The following is a 16,888-nucleotide window of genomic DNA, read 5'->3' on the forward strand; positions in this document are numbered from 1 at the left end:
ATCAGCGACAGGTCCGGCGTGCCCTTTCATAACAGGGGACGGCGATGACGCGATCGGCCGAGGGTTGGGGGAGGATGTCCATCTGCACCCCGTAGATGCGTTCGAGGGTCGTCTTTTCCATGATCTGGTTCGGCTGGCCGCTGGCGACGAGCCGGCCGGAATGGAGCGCGACGATCTGGTCGCAGAAGCGGCTCGCCATGTTGATGTCGTGCAGCACGAGAATGACAGTCAGCCCGCTGGCGCGTGACAGGGTGCGAACGAGTGAAAGCACCTCGATCTGGTGGGCGACGTCGAGAGCGGCAGTCGGCTCGTCGAGCAGCAGGCATGCCGCGTTCTGCGCCAGCAGCATCGCGAGCCAGGCGCACTGGCGTTCACCGCCGGAAAGCGTGTCCACCAGCCGGTCGGCGAGCGGAAGCATGCCCGTGCGCTCCAGCGCCCGCACGACGCTTTCGCGGTCGTCAGGTCCGAACCGGCCGAGCGCCCCGTACCAGGAGTAGCGACTCATGGCCGCCAGTTCCCGAACCGTCATGGCCGGAGCGGCGGGGATCTGCTGCGGCAGATAGGTGAGCCGGCGCGCAAACCCGCGGGTTGGCCAGACGTCGAGGAGCCCGCCATCGAACTTCGCCATCCTCCGCCGAACCGGCGCGCGACGACAGATAGCGTGAAAGGCCCGCACGCTCGCGCATGAAGATCAAAGCCAGCTTGTCGTCACGGCTTTTCATCGGATTGAAGTCGCCCCCGCCATCCCCGCACCGGTGCCGGCGCGGGGAATGGGATAGCCGGCCACAGACCGGAGCGCAATAGTGGATTTTAAAACTCATGTTATGGGCGTGTGCGGCGATAGGGATTGCGGCGCGCGGCTATCTGACGTAAATATTGCCCGTCGCGAAAAGCGGCCGCTTCCCTTGATCCGCTCAGTGGCGGAGTAAACAGGTGGACGAATTGGCGTCCAGGCGGTCGAGTACATGCCATCCCCGCCTATTTCGGCGCGGATCGGCCAGCGTCTCCCAGAACCAGATATCTGACATTTCGTCAGCCCCTGCTCGCGAGCCATTGGCGCCTGGCGGTGCCGCACGCTCGCGTCTACCGGAGCGTGCCATGACCACACCCCCTACCATGAAGAAACCACTTATCGTTATTTTTGCTGCCATTGTCCTCGATGCCGTCGGAATCGGGCTGATCTTTCCCATTCTGCCGTCGCTGCTGAAGGAGGTCACGCAGACGGACGACGTCGCGCCGCTCATCGGCACCATGACAGCCCTCTATGCAGTGATGCAGTTCGTGTTTGCACCGGTGCTCGGTGCACTCAGCGACCGCATCGGCCGCCGGCCTGTCTTGCTGCTTTCCCTTGGCGGCGCCGCCGTCAACTACCTGTTTCTGGCTTTCGCCTCCAACCTCTGGATGCTTTTCGCAGGTCGCGCGATCGCCGGCCTGACGAGCGCCAACCTGGCGGTGGCGACGGCCTATATCACCGACATCTCGCCGGAGGACAAACGCGCCCACCGCTTCGGCCTGTTCAATGCCATGTTCGGAATCGGCTTTATCGTCGGCCCGGTGCTGGGCGGCATCCTCGGCGACCATGGCTTGCGGCTGCCCTTCATTGCAGCCGCCGTTCTCAACGCCTGCAATCTGCTGCTGGCGCTCTTCGTCCTGCCGGAATCGCGCATTCCCAGCCGGGAGAGGATCGATCTGGCCGCGCTCAATCCGCTCCGTCCGCTCGGCTGGGCTTTCTCCACCAAGGGCCTGATGCCGATCGTCGTTCTGTTCATCGCCTTGAGCGCGACGGGCGAGGCCTACAGCACCTGCTGGGCCCTGTGGGGCAGCGATGCCTTTCACTGGAAAGGGCTGTGGATCGGCCTTTCGCTTGGCGCCTTCGGGGTCTGCCAGGCCCTCGCCCAGGCTTTCCTCCCCGGCCCGGCGGTGAAACGGCTCGGCGAACGCGCGACGATCCTGACAGGTGTTGCCGGCGCGTGCGTCGGCTTGATCGTCATGGCATTCGCGACGGAGAGCTGGATGATCTTCGCCGTCATGCCGATCTTCGTGCTCGGCGGCATCGGCGCGCCGGCTTTGCAGTCCCTTGCGACCCGCCAGGTCGATGAGACCCAGCAGGGCCAGTTTCAGGGCGTGCTGGCGTCAGCGGTGAGCCTGGCGTCGATCGCCAGCCCGCTCGCTTTCTCAAGCTTCTATTTCGTCTTCCGGCAGGAATGGCCAGGCGCCATCTGGCTGTCGGTCGTCGCCCTCTATCTGGTGGCCGTACCGCTCGTTCTGTCGCTACGATTTGGGCGACCCGCCGAGGGCTAGGCCGGCATCAGGCCGCTGGTCGCGCGCTGCCGGCGGCCGCCTGCAGCCAGCCCGAAAGGTCCTGCTTCAGAAGCGCGCCGAGCCTTTCGGTTTCCGGCGCGTAGAATTCGACCAGCCGGTTGCGCAGGTCCGTCGGCAACGGCACATAGTCGAGTTCGCGGGCGACCATCGAGCGCAGGCCTTTCACGATGGGATTGCTGCGGAACGGTGCCGCGATCGGCTTTAGCGGCTGAAGAAATCGGCGCAGCTTCGGCGGCACGACAGGCACCGTCTTGTCCTTGACCTTATTGACGACCGGATGCAGCGGCGCGGACAGCTGCAGAAAGTCTCTGACCGCGTCGAGATGCGCCTGCGGGTTCTGGCGCATATGCTCATAGAGCAGAACCTGCAGGTTTTCAGCCGGAAACAGATCGAGATAGGCTTCCAGCTGGCGGCAATAGAGACCGCCGACCAGGAAACGTCCGCCCTTTGCCTGGCGTGGATCGAGATACCGGGTGATGTCGGTGCCGACTTCCCCGCGGCGATAGAGCATGCAGTAGTCGGAATAGGCGCGGTCGACGGGATTGCGCAGCTGCGCGATCAGCCGTGCCCGCGGCAGCGCCTTCTTGATGCGGGCCGCCGCTTCCGGCTCGTCGAGATAGGAGTTGGATTTCTCGCCGACGATGGTCTGCTCAGGCTTGGGCTCGAATTGTTCCAGATACCAAGCGTCGCCCTTGTCGAAGTTTCGGCTGAAGAAGTGCAGCTCGGGATCCGGCATGTAGACGGAAGGGTTTTGCTGCAGCGACTGCTGTAGCCAGGTGGTCGCGCTCTTCGCGGCGCCGATGATCAGGAAATCGATATCCGAGAGCTGCATGTCGTTCTCTTTCTTTCCGCTGTCGGTGGGCTCAGTGCGCGGCGTGCGCCGAGATGTCGGAGGGCCGTTTTCCGAGAATTCGCTGATAAATGCTGACGATGCCGTCGACATGGGGCTTGATGCCATAGGCGGCGAGCGTCGAGGTGCGCGCCGTTTCGCTGATGCGTTGCCACTCGCCTCTGTCTTTCAGCAGGCGCTCCATCGGGGCGACGAATGCCTCTGGGGTTTCCGGCTCGACGAGAAAACCGGTGACGTCGTTCTCGATCGCCTCCGGGTTCCCGCCGTGGTTGGTGGCGACGACCGGGGTGCCGTACATCATGGCCTCGATGAGTGTTCTGCCGAACGGCTCGCTCATGGCCGGCACGAGGAGAATGTCGACGGCGCACATATAGGGTGCGACCGGATGACGAAATCCCATGAGGTGGATCTTGTCGGCGATCCCGAGCGCGCGCGCGCGTTCCGCGGTCTCAAGGTCGAGCCGCGGCCCTGCCTGTTCGGGCGTGCCGAAAAGCAGGCCGGCAATCGGGAAATCCGGATTGCTGCGGTGAAAGGCATGAACCGCCTCGACGAAACGGAGAGGGCGCTTGCGCTCATTGAGAAGTCCGAAGTAGCCGACGAACCGCGTCTCCTCCGGCAGGCCGAGTTCGCGCACCAATGCAAGCCTGCTTTCCTCCCGATCGGGAATCTGGTCCGGATGCCGGAAGGGGCTGTGCAGCACCGAGATACGCCCCTCGAGCGGGAGCAACGGTTTTGCCGGCTGCGCAAATCGTGAGACCGTGACCACGTGCTTGGCAAGAAGCGGCGCAAGCATGTTGACGGCCCGGGCGCGAGGGTCGCCGCGGTGGTGCCACAGGAGTTTGGCGCCAGCCAAGTAGGTCGGAAGCGCCCAGGTCGTATGAATCGCGCCGTCGTTGGTGTGCACGATGTCGATGTTGTGTCGTCTGAGGAGCTTGATGATCTTCACCATCGAGATCGGATAGCGCAGTGCCGAGAAGGATTGCTGCGTGAGAGGCCGATCCCGTTGCGGCGAGAGGATGTCGATATCCTCGATTGTGACGTAGTCGATCTTGTTCTCGTCCAGATATCTGGAGAGCGCCTTGCGCGGATGATGGACGAAGACGATGGGATTGATCCGTTCCCTGTCGAACGACGATATGAGGTTGAGCGCGGAAATATGGCTCCCCCCGATATCATCACCCGAAAATGGAAATCCGACGGTAATTGCTTTTTGAGACACGAAACGAGGTCCCGAAAGTAAACTAAATATGGCGAAACTATAGCACCGTCTTATTGCTACTTCGAGAGGCTAAGAGCGAGAGTTATATACCTATTTCGGGTGATGCAAATAAATCGAATTGACGAACTATAACAAAAGTGGAAAGCTTCGCCCCGAATTGCGCGAAAAATATTCTTTTGATTGACGATATAGGGCGGAATGAATTGCCCTGAACAAGCGTTTTCAAGCTTCTGGAGCGGGGCCTCGCCAAAAGGCTTTGGGAGTAAACTATATGCTGATTGAGATTTTCATGCCGCGCACATCGCCACGTGCGCAGCGGCCGGCCGGTCATTTCGGTTCTCGGCCTATCCAGCAACAGACACGGCGCGCAAAGGCTTTTCAGCATGGTGCGTGCACGCTTGCCCTGCTTTCTGCCTTCTGCGGTGTCGAGGCTTCGGCCGCCGAGCCGCAGATGGTTGCGTTTCCCGGTGCCGAAGGGCACGGGAAGATGGCGCAGGGCGGCCGCGGCGGCCGCATCATCCAGGTGACGAGCCTTGAGGATTCCGGTCCCGGCACGCTGCGCGAATGCATCGAGGCGACCGGGGCCCGAAATTGCGTGTTTCGCGTTTCCGGGATCATCCGGCTCAAATCCTCGCTCGTGATCGGCGAGGATAACAACTCGGTCTCGATCCTCGGACAGACCGCGCCGGGCGGCGGCATTTTGCTGACCATCGACCAGACGAATGACGAGTTGAGGCACACCCCGCTGGTTGCCAAGCAGACGCACGACGTGATCGTCCGGCATCTGCGCATTCGACCGCGGCTGCCGAACTCCGTCAAGAACGTCCATGCGGCGGTGATCGAAAACAGCCAGCGCGTCTATTTCGACCATACGTCGATGTCCTGGGCGACCGACGAAAACGTCAGCACCTATTCCAATACGACGGATATCACCATCGCGAACTCGATCTTTGCCGAGGGGCTGAACAAGCACAGCAAATGCACCCTGCTCGGCGCCGACCCCAGAGTTCCGCAGAACATTACCTTCTGGCGAAACGCCTGCATTTCCAACAACGACCGAAACCCCGACAACAACCACTACGGAAAATCCTGCATCGAGATCATCAATAACGTGTTCTTCAATGCGCGGTCCGAATGGGGCGAGGTGTTCTCGCAGTATCCGGGCGGCACGCCGATTTCCTATGTCGGCAACTACTTCAAGGCAGGTCCGAGCACGGTGGAGAAGACCTACGCCATCAAGTGGCAGAATGTCGAAAGCGCCGCCCAGCCGCAGATCTACGAGAGCGGCAACGAGTTGTGGGCGCCGCCCTCCAAGTCGCTTCAGCTGCTTTCGCCGGGAACGGACCGATTCGTGGTGAACCGTCCGCCTTGCCCCTTGGCAGTTGATACGCTCCTTGCCGCCGGTGAGGCATATGAAGAGGTTCGCGGCCAGTCCGGCGCGTTTCCCCGTGACGATCTCGACGTCGCCTGGATCAAGGATATGGGCGCGAAAGGCGAGAGGGGAGCAGGGCGCATGGTGGTTGCGCCGGGCGAGATCCCGGCGATCGAGGAGGCGCACGCCTATGCGGACGAGGACGGTGATGGCATGGCCGACAGCGTGGAGGAAAAATTTGGCGGCGTCGTCGGTGTGAACGACGCCTGGGAGCCTGCCTCGACCGGTGGGGGCACGCGCTTCGATCAGTTCATGGAATGGCTGTCGCAGGAGCGGATTGCCGGTCGCTACCCGAACTAACGGGTGGCCTACGGTCTCTTTTCTGCAGCGGCCCGCAATTGTCGGAGTGCCCGAGAATGTCCGTCGCAACCATGAGGTCAAATCGTTCTTGGTTCGACGGCAAGCAACTATTGCTCTTCCGGACGCGGTATAATATGGTTTTCTAAATTTGAATGTTATTTCTATGTCAGTATTTTACCTGCGTGGCATTGCCTCTTGCCGCGCAGAGGCTGTGCGAGCGTGCCTTTAGTTCTTTGACATCAGGTATTTCTATCAAATTTATATGTTAGGGCTCTCATGCTGACCATCGATCGCAAAGTCGAAGCGCCTCCAGGGCGAGGCCAAATGCCTGCGGTTCAGTATCGGGAGGCGCGCGTTGCGCCGCGCGGATATGGCATCCGCGATCTGTTCGAGCTTTTCCGCCGGTATCGCGTGGTCTTCTTCTCGCTGCTGGGATTTGCGTTGCTTGCGACGCTGCTGACGGCCGCCCTGCTGCCGCGCTCCTATACGGCAGCTTCGGCCATCGTCTTTGACCGCAACGACGTTCGCCCCTATGAGGCGCAGGTCGAGTTGCGCAAGCTCGAACGCGACCGGTCGGTGATGGAAACCGAGCTGGACGTGATCCGCTCGCGCGTCTTCGTCGGCGTCGTCGTCGATGCGCTCAACCTGGTCAATGATCCCGATTTCAACACCTACCTGCCGGAGACCCGCAGCGAGCACGAGACGTTCCTGCAGTCGTTCTTCGCCAACATCTCCGAGTTCATTTTCGGCGCGCCGAAAGAGAGCACCCAGAAGGAGCGGCTGATCTCCGAAAACGTGCAGCGCAACCGCGCCATTTCGACCCTGCTGAACTCCTATGTCGTCACCCGTACCGGGGAAAGCCTCGCGCTGACGATCCGCGTGGTGCAATCGAACCCCTTGAAGGCGGCCACAATCGCTGACGCGCTCGCCGAGCAATATCTCTCCTGGACGGCGAAAAAGACCGAAGAGGCCACGAACAACACAGTTGCGTATCTGCGCGGCGAGATGGCCAACAGCGCCACGAGAATTGCGGGCATGGAGCGCGATATCGCCGCCTTTGCCCGCGACAGCGACCTGACCTTCGATCCGCAGGACGATGTTCTGAGAGCCCGCATGCTGCAGCTCAACGAGCAATATGTCACCTTGCGCGTCGAAGAGGCGGGCGCGGTTGCGAAGTACAACGAGGCCAAGCAACTGGTGTCTGCCGACGGCAAGGAACTGGCCGGCGGCGCGCTGACCTCGACGCAGCTTGACCAGTTGCGTGGTGAAGAGGCGCGGCTCGAGCGCACGCGCGCGCAGCTCGGCGCCAAGTTCGGCAAGAACCATCCGCTCGTCCTCGACGCCGCGAACGAGCTTGAGTCCGTACGCTCTATGATCGGCAACGAGGCCCAGCGCCTCGTGCAGGAGCTGGCCAACAACGCCAAGGTCGCAACGGTGCGCGCCGAAAAATTCCAGGCGGAACTGACCGCGCTACAGGACAAGGTCCAGGGCCGCAACCTTGCCGAAATCCGTCGGCGTGAACTTGCCCGCGACCTTCAGTCGGAACAGGCGGTCTACGACCAGATCGTGCTCAGGCTCGGTGCGCTCAATCCCGAAAGAGGCGAGTACAAGCCGACCGCCCGGATCGCGTCCTACGCGGAAGTGCCGACGAAGCCGACATTCCCGAACAATACGCTGGTGATCGTCGCCGGCAGCATCGGGGCAGTCCTGCTCGCAGTCGTCGGGGTCATCATTTCGGACTCGCTGGAAAGCAGGCTTTACCTGCCGCGCGACGCCGAGCAACTGCTCAACCGTCCGAACCTTGCCAGTGTCCCCGACATGCGCAAACGGCTGCGGAATTCGTCGGCCTTTTACCACTACATGCTGAACAATCCGGAGTCGCCGGCGGCGACCGCCATGCGCACTTTGTGCATGGCCTGGCTCACGATCGACCATGAGGCGGGCGGCAAGGTAGTAATGTTGTGCTCGCCGGCACTTGGCGACGGCAAGACCACGGTCGCGCTCGGCATGGCGACAATGGCAAAGGTCGACGGGCTGCGCCCGATCGTCATCGACCTCGACATGTCGGCGCAGAGCGCGCCGAACATTGCCGGCGCCAACACCAAGGATACCGCGATCACGGCGCCGCTCGAAGGCAAGGTCGATATCAAGAGCCGGATCGCGACGTCGCCGGCCTATCCCCACCTTGAGTTCATTTCGGTGCGTCCGGGCCTGATGAACCTCGATGTGCTCTGCGCCGAACTGCGCGACAGCTACGATCTCATCATCGTCGACGCACCGGCCGTCGAGGAAAACGAAGGCGTGATCTGGCTCGCATCGCACGTCGATTCCGTCATTCTGGTCTGCCGCTCGGGCGGCACGACGGATCGCCAGCTCGCCAATGTTCAGCAACGGCTGTCGCTGAACCACGCGGTTATTCTCGGCAGCGTCATGAACTACTGTGACCGTTCGGAGTAGGCGCCGCGGTCGAACCGGTCGATGAGGGGCGCTCGCAACTGGCGCGCGCCGATCGCCAAAGCCGGTTCAGCCGGTCTGCTGATCATCCCATCGTCAAATCGCGAAAGCCTTGATGTTCGACAGCCGAGTCTATTGCGCGCCGTTCGAGCACGCGATCGGCCTGGCTTCATAGCTGCAGCAGCATTCGATCTGGTGTGGCGGTAGCGCTACCGCCTGCGTCCGGTGACCGAGGCATCCGCCTTGGCAAGGCTCATATTCCCTCGGCTCGGCAAAATTCGTCTGAAGTCTGAGCGATATATAGTCGCGTCGATAGATGGCCGGATCGGCAACCGAAAGGCCGTGCCGGCCATCAGCGTCTGCTGTCGAGCTTGCGGCGATAGGCGATCGCCATCTGCACGAACCAGACGCCAGACATCACGATATGCGCAACGTTCGCGCCCACGGCGCCGACGCGCGGGATGAGCACGACTGCCGTGAAGAGGAAGAGGGCGCCTCCGAGAAGCGCGCTTTGTAGCAGGATCTTTTCGTGCCCCATGGCGAGCAGGGCCGAATAGAGCGTCCTGCCGCAAAGAAAGATGATGACGGCGACGAACTGCACCATGACGAGAGAGGCGGCCGCCTCGAAGCCCGGCCCGGCCGTCACGCGCAGCACCCATTCGATGGTCAGGTGGGCGCCGATGAGGGCGCAGACGCCGAAGGCGAACAGCAGCCATCCGGTCTGGCTGACGGTCTTTCTGAACTCGTCGATCCCCTCGGTCGCCCAGACGCGCGAAAGATCCGGATAGAGCACGGCCTGGACCTGTTCTCCTGCTTGCTGTGCGATCTTCGCCACCCGCTTGGCGATATGGTAGAGGCCAGCCGATCCGGGGTCGGCGAGGTAACCGACGAGAAGTGTATCGAATTCGAAGGCGCAGGCCTGGATGATCAGCGCCATGTTGGTCCACAGCGAGAAGCTCCAGAAACCGGGGAAGCGGGTTCGGATATCGCCGAGCGGCACCCACATGACGCCGGTCAACCCCTGCTTGCGCAACTCGCGGAAAGCCCAGGCGGTCCTGTTCAGGCTGCTGCAGATCTGCGACGCCATCCACAAAAGCATGAACTCGAACAGCCCCCAGCCGAGATAGACGCCGGCAAGGCACAGGAGCGCCCTGAGGATGCTGGCGGCGACCTGGCCATAGGCGACAATCTTGAAGCGGCCATAGAGCCGCATCACCGCCGTCGGCATGCCGGTCACCTGGAAGGGCAGGACCGCGCAGTAGATCAGTACGAAGCGGCTCATCTCTTCGGAAATGCCGAAAAGCGGGCCGGCAAACAACACGATCAGCACCGCCAGCCCCCATCCCGCAAGCGCGGTGGCGAGATCGATCAGCAGCCCGAATTTGAACAATGCCTTCAGGTCGTCGGTCTCGCCGACCTGAAGGGCCTTCGCCCCGTACTTGATCAGCGGTTGCCAGGAGCGGAAGCTGACGAAGCGCTCGATACCGCGCGTATAGGCAAAGGATAGGGCCAGGAGGCCATAGTCGGCAGGACCGAGCGCACGCGCCGTCAGGGCAAAGCCGGCCAGTCCGATGAAGGCACTGGCGAAGTTGCCGGTCAGCAGGTGTGCTATGTTCTTGAGCCGTCCGTGGAGGTCTGCCTCGGCTTGCCAGGCTAAACGATACTTTCTTGTCTTTTTTAGTAGTGATTCCAATAATATCACAAAATTACATCCTGCTTCGAGGTTGCAATTACGTCTGTTTCATGGAAGAATGCTAATATGTGTTTTAGTGTTCTCGCAGGGCGAGAAAAATTTGTTTCCCTGTTTCTGGGAAAATTTGATTACTTATCCATATGCAATTAAAAATTGTGCCGTGGAACCTACTTTTGAAGCATATCATAGTGACCCAAAGAAATTACAGAGGTCTCGTAAAATAAATTCATCCATTGTTGGAGTTTAATTTCCGCTTCTCTTGGTGCGGTTGAACCATCGTGAAGTTCGGATCTATTCATTAGAGGGAAGCATGAAGTTTCCGGCTCAAACAATTTTTCGCATCGTCAGTCATATCGCTTTCGTCGCGGCGGCGACGTTGTCGCTGACGGGTCCCCTCCACGCTGCCGGCGCATCGACTGCCAGTACGCCCAGCGCCACCGCATCGGGCGCTGCGACAACGACCGCCGTACCCACGATTCAAGCGGCGCCGGCCGCCTACCGGGTTTCGGTCGGGGACGTGCTGTCCTTCGACATTTTGGATGACGCTGAGCTGCCGACGTCCCTGACGATCGGCACCGATGGAGGGGCCGCCTTTCCGTTGATCGGCGCGTTCAAGATCGAGGGGCGAACCATTCCCGAGGCGGTCGACGCCTTACGCAACGAGTATCTCTCCCGCCAGTTGCTGACCGATCCGAAGCTGTCGCTTTCCATCGTAACGGTTCGCCCAGTGCTGATCCTTGGCGAGGTGCGGACGCCCGGCTCCTTCGCTTATTATCCGGGGCTGACGGTCGAACAGGCGGTCGGCCTGGCCGGTGGACCGCAGACGGCGATGAGCAATCCGGCTGACCGCATCATCGCCCAGGCGAAGCTGCGCGGCACGATCGAGGAAACGGATGTCGAGATCGTGCGGGAGGCGGTCTACACCGCCCGGCTTTACGCACAATTGCGCGGTTCCGAGAAGGTCGACCTCAAGGATATTCCGGAAAGCGTCAAGATGTATGTCGATGAAGCTTCCGTCGGTCCCGTGGTCGCGATCGAAGAGAAGATCCTGAAGACGGACCTGCTGTCGACAAAGAACCAGATGGAGATCCTCAACCAGAGCATCATGCAGACGGAGGCGAGCCTGACGATCCTCGACAAGCTCAAGGAGCAGCAGGAGGAGGTCGTCGCGCTCAACGAACAGGTTGAAGCGAGGACGCTCGCGCTCAGGAAACGGGAGCTGAATACGGAATCCGAGCTTTCACGGGTGAAGATGGCGACCTCAAGCGAAAAATCGCGCTTGCTGGAGCTTATCTCCGAGATCGGGCGCTCCAACCGCGAGCTCGCCAATCTCAAGCTACAGCTCGAAACCTTGAAGGCAAACCGCGAGAAGGAGATCCTGACCCTGCTCCAGGAGCGCGAGGCCACGCTCAAGAAGCTCGAAACGCAGCGTCAGACGACCAAGGAGCAGATGGTCCTGATGGCTGCTGCGGAGGTCGATTCGAGCAAGCAGGATGACGTCTCGTTTCTCTACAAGATCGACCGGGAGACCGGTCGCGGCGAGACCAAGGGCAGGCAGAGTATCCAGGCGACGAGCCTTACCGCCGTGCTGCCGGGCGATGTCATTTTCGTATCGATCGCCGGCCTGTAGCGCCGGCATGTTCGCGACTTCGGTCGTGCATAGAAGGAGAGTTGCGTGAGGGGCGAGTTCGCATGTGGGCTGACGTCGGGTTTGGACCGCGGGGATAACCGCCCTTGTCGGGAAACAGTTCTGAGATCGGCGGCGATCGGCGTGTTGGGGGCGGCAAGATGAGCCTGATGGAAACACTCGGACGCACGCTGGTCATCGCACCACATCCCGACGACGAGGTTCTGGGCGCCGGCGGGACGATGGCGCGGCTGGCGACGCAAGGAAACGACGTCTTCGTGGCGGTGGTCACAGAGGGAAAACCACCGGCCTATGACCGGGCCTCGGTGGAGGCCGTTCAGGCTGAAGCGCACGAGGCGCATCGGATTCTCGGTGTCAAGGAAACGCGCTGGCTGGGTTTTCCCGCCGCAGCCCTCTCCGAAACCTCCCACTCGGCACTCAATGCCGCGCTGTTCGAACTGGTGCGCTCCATCGCGCCGCAGACGCTGCTCGTCCCCTTCGTCGGAGACATGCATATCGACCATCAATTGATCTTCCTGTCGTCAATGGTGGCGGCAAGGCCGCATCAGCCCGGTTATCCCAAGGTGATCCTGGCCTACGAGACGCTGTCGGAGACCAACTGGAACGCGCCCTATGTGACGCCCGGCTTTGCGCCGAACGTGTTTGTCGACATCAGCGACCATATCGACCGAAAGCTTGCGGCGATGAAGGCATTCAAGTCCCAGGTTCGGGCCGCGCCGCACGAGCGCAGCCTCGAGACCTTGAAGGCGCTCGCCACATTGCGCGGCGCAACCGTACTCAAATCGGCCGCCGAGGCCTTCGTGATGGTGCGGCAGGTCATCTGAATTTCCGGAGTTTTCACTCGAGCGAGGGAGCAAGCTGTGGCGACGTGGCCGGTATATGACGAGGAACAGATTGCAGATGTTGCGGCGGTCTTGAGGTCGGGCAAGGTGAATGCCTGGACCGGGCCGCACGTCGCAGCCTTCGAGGAAGCCTACGCCCGCACCCTCGCGCGTAAACACGCCATCGCGCTTGCAAACGGCACGCTTGCGCTGGAGCTGGCGCTTTTCGCGCTCGGTTTGGAACCCGGCGACGAGGTGATCGTGACACCGCGCAGTTTCGTCGCCTCGGCGTCGTGCGTTTCGTTTTGCGGCGGCGTCCCCGTCTTTGCCGATGTCGACGAAAACAGCCAGAACATCAGCGCCGCAACGATCGCACAGAAGATCACCAGCCGGACAAAGGGCATCATCGCGGTCCACCTGGCCGGATTTCCCTGCGATATGCCGGAAATCATGGCCCTCGCCAGACAGAAGGGACTGTGGGTCATCGAGGATTGCGCCCAGGCCCATGGCGCGGAGATCGACGGCAAGCCGGTCGGAAGTTTCGGCGATATCGCGGCATTCTCCTTCTGCCAGGACAAGATCATCACCACCGGCGGCGAGGGAGGGCTCATCGCTCTTGACGACGAGGCACTGTGGAAGAAGGCGTGGAGCCGCAAGGACCACGGCAAATCCTATGATGCGGCATTCCTGCGAGAGCACCCACCGGGTTTCCGTTGGCTGCATGAAACGATTGGCACGAACTGGCGGATGACGTCGCTTTCGGCGGTTCTCGGCTCGCGGCAACTGGAGCGCCTTCCGGCATGGCACGCGACGAGGTCCCGCAACGCTGCGATCCTCGACGATGTCGCCCAAGAGCTTGCGGCGTTGCGCGTGCCGACGCTGCCGAAGGGATATCGCCACGCTTACTACCGCTACTACGCCTTCGTTCGGCCGGAGGCATTGAAGCCCGGACACGACCGCGACTGGATCGTGGCGGCGATGAACGCGGCGGGCGTGCCGTGCTTTACCGGAAGCTGCTCCGAGGTCTACCTCGAGAAGTGTTTCACCGATCTTGGGCTTTCGCCGGCCGAGCGGCTCCCGGTCGCACGCCGGCTGGGTGAAACCAGCATCGCGCTGCTCGTCGATCCGGCGCAGAGCGAAGAGGCGATGACCAAGGCCGCCCGCTTTTTGCATGCCGTCGTCACCGAGGCGTCACTTCCCGCTTTCGGGCAGCACGCGCCGGTGCTTGAAATGGAAGCGCGAGCATAAAGCCGCCCTTTCGGAGACGGCCGCGTCGCCGCGACGCGGCTGCCCGACCATACCCTGACCGGTGCATAGGAGTTGGAGATGAAGCGGTGCTTTGACATCGTCTTTGCCTTGATCGCGGGCCTTCTGAGCCTACCGATCATTCTGGTGGTCGGGATTGCGGTCGCCATCTGGCTCGGCCGGCCGGTGTTGTTTTACCAGACCCGGGCGGGGCTCGACCGGCGCCCGTTTCGCATGATGAAGTTTCGGTCGATGTCCGATACGCGGGACGCTGACGGCCGCCTTCTCAGCGACGCCGAGCGCACGGGACGGTTCGGGCTTCTGCTTCGCCGGACGCGCCTGGACGAATTGCCCGAGTTCTGGAACATCCTGATAGGCGATATGAGCCTCATCGGCCCGCGGCCGATCCTCCCGGAGACGATCGAGGCGCTCGGCGAGCGCGGGGTTCGTCGCTGCAGCGTTCGGCCGGGGCTCACCGGCTGGGCCCAGATCAGCGGCAATGCCATTCTTTCGAACGACGACAAGCTCGATCTCGATCTCTGGTACATAACCAACCGATCAGCCTGGGTCGATCTGAAGATCATCGCTGAAACAGTTCTGGTGATGATCTTCGGGGATAGGATCAGCGAACGCCGGCTCAGCGCGGCACGCCAGAGCGTGCCTGAGCGATAAGATCCCTTTGCCGTAATTCGGGTTGTGGCACCGGTTCGGGCTGGGCAAAAGTGTCCGGCGCCGGTTTTGCCGCGCGTGAGAACGCGATGTAGGCGCAGGCAAGGGCGACAGGCAGCACGAGCGGGAATGGCCAGAAACGGCTATAAGCGTGCGGCACGGCATTGGCGACCAACAGCATCATCGAGACGTTGGCGAGGATGCAGCCCGCAAACGGTCGCCCGCCTGGAAGCCGCGCCACGGCCAGCGCCGGGCCGAAGGCCGAAAGCAGCATCACCAGAAGACCGAGCGCCGAGATCAGACCGCCTTCCGTCCACAAAAGCAGATAGAGATTATGAACCGGCTGGTGAATGGCGCTCGCGATCCGGTACTGGTCCGCGCCAACGCCGAGCAGCAAGGTGCTGTCGGTCATGTTCATCGCCTCGTAGATCAGCTCGACGCGATGATCGAACGTGCCCGCCTGGCCGATATCGCCGCTTTCGAGGGCGCCGAGCACGCGCTTCTGGAAGGCTGCCGGAAGATAGTCGCGGGCGGAAGTGAAAACCGCGAGAACCATGCCGGCGAGCAGAACGACGTTGATCATCAGCCGCTTCCAGTTGACGCCAATGACGGCAAATGCGCTCATGCCGAAGACGAGGGCGATGAGGCCGGTGTTGGAGCCGGTCAGCAGGATTCCGTATATCAGGATCAGCAGGGCGAAAACCGCATAGATCCGGTTGATGCGTTTCGTCGTGATCAGCAAAAGCAGGATCGGGACGGCAAGCGCGATCACCGCCGCGCACTCGTTTTCGCGCTCCATCAGACCGCTGAAGCGGCCGTTGCCGCTGACGAAGTTGGTGTTCGTGCGGCCATCAATATGGATGAGATAGATGCCCTGGAAACACAGGACGAGGATCGAGAACACATAGGTCTTCGCGAGCAGGACGAGCTGATCGAGCGTACGACCGCTGAACAACAGCACGACGAAGAGATAGGCGTAGAGATACTGGGTGACGACCACGATGCCGCGCATCGGGTCCGGGCCTGCGATGCTGCTGACCAGCAGGCCGGAGACCAGCATCGTCAGCCCCAGCCACCACAAGCCGCTGCTGACGCGCCCGAACAGCTGAAAATCGATGTTGCGGTTGAGCAGCGCAAAGCAGAAGCAAAGCAAGGCGAGGAAATCGGCGACGGTGAAGTTGGTATCGCCGTAGCGAAAGTAGTTCATCGAGCAGAAGAAGACGGCGCCGACCAGCAGCAGGAACTCGATCTTTTTGGTGAGCACGATGCCTGGCGCATCGCGGCGCGCGGCTTCGCGACGAGGAGCCAGTCCGGCCGAAAGGGTATGGTTGAACATGTTCATGGCATGCCGTCACCTTCAACCGATACGAGGCTGCTCGCTTGAGCCTCGTTTTCAGGCACTCTAGCCTTTTTCTCTTTAGTCCGCTTCTTTTTCGCGAACCTCTGGTCCGCACTCACGACCCCAGCCGATGAAGCCTGGATTGGCGAAGTCGCAATCATTTGCCTGGCGCCGCTTTCCGTAGCGGAACGGTTGCCCGTCAAGCGTCGTGACGCGTCCGCCGGCAGCGCGCAGCACGGCATCGCCGGCAGCCGTATCCCATTCCATGGTGCGCCCGAAACGGGGATAGACATCGGCGAGCCCCTCGGCGAGCAGGCAGAATTTGAGCGATGAGCCGATCGAGGTGCAGTCGCGGATAGCGTTGCGCTCCAGGAAGTCCGCCGTTTCGGCATCGCTGTGCGAACGGCTGGCAACCGCGGTCAGATTTTTGGGCCGTTCCCGGCACCGTATTTCCGTGGTCTCGGTGACGGCAAAGTCGGCCGTCACCTGAAACTTCGCCGCCCGTCCGCCTTCGGCGACATAGCCGACCAGCCGGGCGGGCGCAAAGACGACGCCGGCGATCGGCTCGCCGTCGCTGATCAAGGCGATGTTGACGGTGAAATCGCTTCGTCGGTTGATGAATTCCTTGGTGCCGTCGAGCGGGTCGACGAGGAAGAAGCGCTGGCCCTCGATTTCGGGCACGGTGCCTGCCGCGACGGCTTCCTCGGCCACCACCGGGATATCGGGGAAGGTCCGTGCCAGAATGGCAAGGATGATCTCTTCGGCACAGCGGTCCGCTTCGGTGACCGGCGAACAGTCGGGCTTTTCATCGACGGTGATATCACGCGCGTAAACGTCGAGAATGGCCTTGCCGGCCTCTATCGCTGCTGCCGTGAGCGTATCGATCATCATCACTC

General features: G+C 61.6%; 13 protein-coding genes. 7 read left to right on the plus strand and 6 right to left on the minus strand.

What is annotated here, in order from left to right:
• Nucleotide 1 precedes the first annotated feature (1 nt).
• Nucleotides 2-628 (minus strand): ATP-binding cassette domain-containing protein, encoded by a 627-nt coding sequence (locus tag IB267_RS31715; protein WP_192451367.1) that lies wholly within the window; start codon nucleotides 626-628, stop codon nucleotides 2-4.
• 488 nt (nucleotides 629-1,116) lie between these two features.
• On the opposite strand from IB267_RS31715, the gene IB267_RS31720 reads away from it, so the two are divergent.
• Nucleotides 1,117-2,301: a TCR/Tet family MFS transporter gene (locus tag IB267_RS31720; RefSeq protein ID WP_192451457.1), complete on the plus strand. Its 1,185-nt coding sequence runs from the start codon at nucleotides 1,117-1,119 to the stop codon at nucleotides 2,299-2,301.
• Between the two features lie 7 nt (nucleotides 2,302-2,308).
• Here IB267_RS31720 and IB267_RS31725 read toward each other — a convergent pair whose 3' ends face one another.
• On the minus strand, nucleotides 2,309-3,154 hold the full coding sequence (locus tag IB267_RS31725; protein WP_192451368.1) for a sulfotransferase: 846 nt from the start codon (nucleotides 3,152-3,154) through the stop codon (nucleotides 2,309-2,311).
• Nucleotides 3,155-3,185: 31 nt separating this feature from the next.
• Nucleotides 3,186-4,391, minus strand: coding sequence for a glycosyltransferase family 4 protein (locus IB267_RS34050; protein WP_192451369.1), 1,206 nt, complete (start codon nucleotides 4,389-4,391; stop codon nucleotides 3,186-3,188).
• 271 nt (nucleotides 4,392-4,662) lie between these two features.
• On the opposite strand from IB267_RS34050, the gene IB267_RS31735 reads away from it, so the two are divergent.
• Both IB267_RS31735 and IB267_RS31740 read left to right on the plus strand, forming a co-directional pair.
• Nucleotides 4,663-6,123 carry a polysaccharide lyase family 1 protein gene (locus IB267_RS31735; protein WP_192451370.1) on the plus strand — a complete coding sequence of 487 codons (1,461 nt, stop codon included), beginning with the start codon at nucleotides 4,663-4,665 and terminating at the stop codon, nucleotides 6,121-6,123.
• 324 nt (nucleotides 6,124-6,447) lie between these two features.
• Nucleotides 6,448-8,580, plus strand: coding sequence for an exopolysaccharide transport family protein (locus IB267_RS31740; RefSeq protein WP_192451371.1), 2,133 nt, complete (start codon nucleotides 6,448-6,450; stop codon nucleotides 8,578-8,580).
• A 349-nt stretch (nucleotides 8,581-8,929) separates the two neighbouring features.
• Here IB267_RS31740 and IB267_RS31745 read toward each other — a convergent pair whose 3' ends face one another.
• Nucleotides 8,930-10,279: a lipopolysaccharide biosynthesis protein gene (locus IB267_RS31745; RefSeq protein WP_371742679.1), complete on the minus strand. Its 1,350-nt coding sequence runs from the start codon at nucleotides 10,277-10,279 to the stop codon at nucleotides 8,930-8,932.
• Between the two features lie 301 nt (nucleotides 10,280-10,580).
• Between IB267_RS31745 and IB267_RS31750 the strand changes: the two genes are divergently transcribed.
• From IB267_RS31750 to IB267_RS31765, 4 genes are all read left to right on the plus strand, one after another.
• The gene (locus IB267_RS31750; protein WP_192451373.1) at nucleotides 10,581-11,900 is read left to right on the plus strand and encodes a polysaccharide biosynthesis/export family protein; all 1,320 of its coding nucleotides are present in this window, start codon (nucleotides 10,581-10,583) and stop codon (nucleotides 11,898-11,900) included.
• 167 nt (nucleotides 11,901-12,067) lie between these two features.
• Nucleotides 12,068-12,742 (plus strand): PIG-L deacetylase family protein, encoded by a 675-nt coding sequence (locus IB267_RS31755; protein ID WP_246810917.1) that lies wholly within the window; start codon nucleotides 12,068-12,070, stop codon nucleotides 12,740-12,742.
• 36 nt (nucleotides 12,743-12,778) lie between these two features.
• Nucleotides 12,779-13,987, plus strand: a complete 1,209-nt coding sequence (locus IB267_RS31760; RefSeq protein WP_192451375.1) for a DegT/DnrJ/EryC1/StrS aminotransferase family protein — start codon at nucleotides 12,779-12,781, stop codon at nucleotides 13,985-13,987.
• Nucleotides 13,988-14,065: 78 nt separating this feature from the next.
• Entirely contained in the window at nucleotides 14,066-14,656 is a 591-nt protein-coding gene (locus tag IB267_RS31765) for a sugar transferase (RefSeq protein WP_192451376.1), read from the plus strand.
• Here IB267_RS31765 and IB267_RS31770 read toward each other — a convergent pair.
• Nucleotides 14,622-15,995, minus strand: a complete 1,374-nt coding sequence (locus tag IB267_RS31770; protein ID WP_192451377.1) for an O-antigen ligase — start codon at nucleotides 15,993-15,995, stop codon at nucleotides 14,622-14,624. The genes IB267_RS31765 and IB267_RS31770 overlap by 35 nt on opposite strands.
• A gap of 75 nt (nucleotides 15,996-16,070) precedes the next feature.
• A complete protein-coding gene (gene cysQ / locus IB267_RS31775) occupies nucleotides 16,071-16,880 on the minus strand; it encodes a 3'(2'),5'-bisphosphate nucleotidase CysQ (protein ID WP_192451458.1) in 810 nt (269 codons plus the stop codon).
• Between the last annotated feature and the right edge of the window lie 8 nt (nucleotides 16,881-16,888).

It is taken from the genome of Ensifer sp. ENS09 (assembly GCF_014852425.1).
In the GTDB taxonomy this organism is placed as follows: Bacteria; Pseudomonadota; Alphaproteobacteria; order Rhizobiales; family Rhizobiaceae; genus Ensifer.

What these genes read in the sequence shown, in the direction of transcription:
- IB267_RS31750 (WP_192451373.1), top strand. Translation starts at nt 10,581, where the DNA reads ATGAAGTTTCCGGCTCAAACAATTTTTCGCATCGTCAGTCATATCGCT.
- IB267_RS31770 (WP_192451377.1), bottom strand. Translation starts at nt 15,995, where the DNA reads ATGAACATGTTCAACCATACCCTTTCGGCCGGACTGGCTCCTCGTCGC.
- IB267_RS31725 (WP_192451368.1), bottom strand. Translation starts at nt 3,154, where the DNA reads ATGCAGCTCTCGGATATCGATTTCCTGATCATCGGCGCCGCGAAGAGC.
- IB267_RS31740 (WP_192451371.1), top strand. Translation starts at nt 6,448, where the DNA reads ATGCCTGCGGTTCAGTATCGGGAGGCGCGCGTTGCGCCGCGCGGATAT.
- IB267_RS31735 (WP_192451370.1), top strand. Translation starts at nt 4,663, where the DNA reads ATGCTGATTGAGATTTTCATGCCGCGCACATCGCCACGTGCGCAGCGG.
- IB267_RS31755 (WP_246810917.1), top strand. Translation starts at nt 12,068, where the DNA reads ATGGAAACACTCGGACGCACGCTGGTCATCGCACCACATCCCGACGAC.
- IB267_RS31715 (WP_192451367.1), bottom strand. Translation starts at nt 628, where the DNA reads ATGGCGAAGTTCGATGGCGGGCTCCTCGACGTCTGGCCAACCCGCGGG.
- cysQ (WP_192451458.1), bottom strand. Translation starts at nt 16,880, where the DNA reads ATGATCGATACGCTCACGGCAGCAGCGATAGAGGCCGGCAAGGCCATT.
- IB267_RS31765 (WP_192451376.1), top strand. Translation starts at nt 14,066, where the DNA reads ATGAAGCGGTGCTTTGACATCGTCTTTGCCTTGATCGCGGGCCTTCTG.
- IB267_RS31720 (WP_192451457.1), top strand. Translation starts at nt 1,117, where the DNA reads ATGAAGAAACCACTTATCGTTATTTTTGCTGCCATTGTCCTCGATGCC.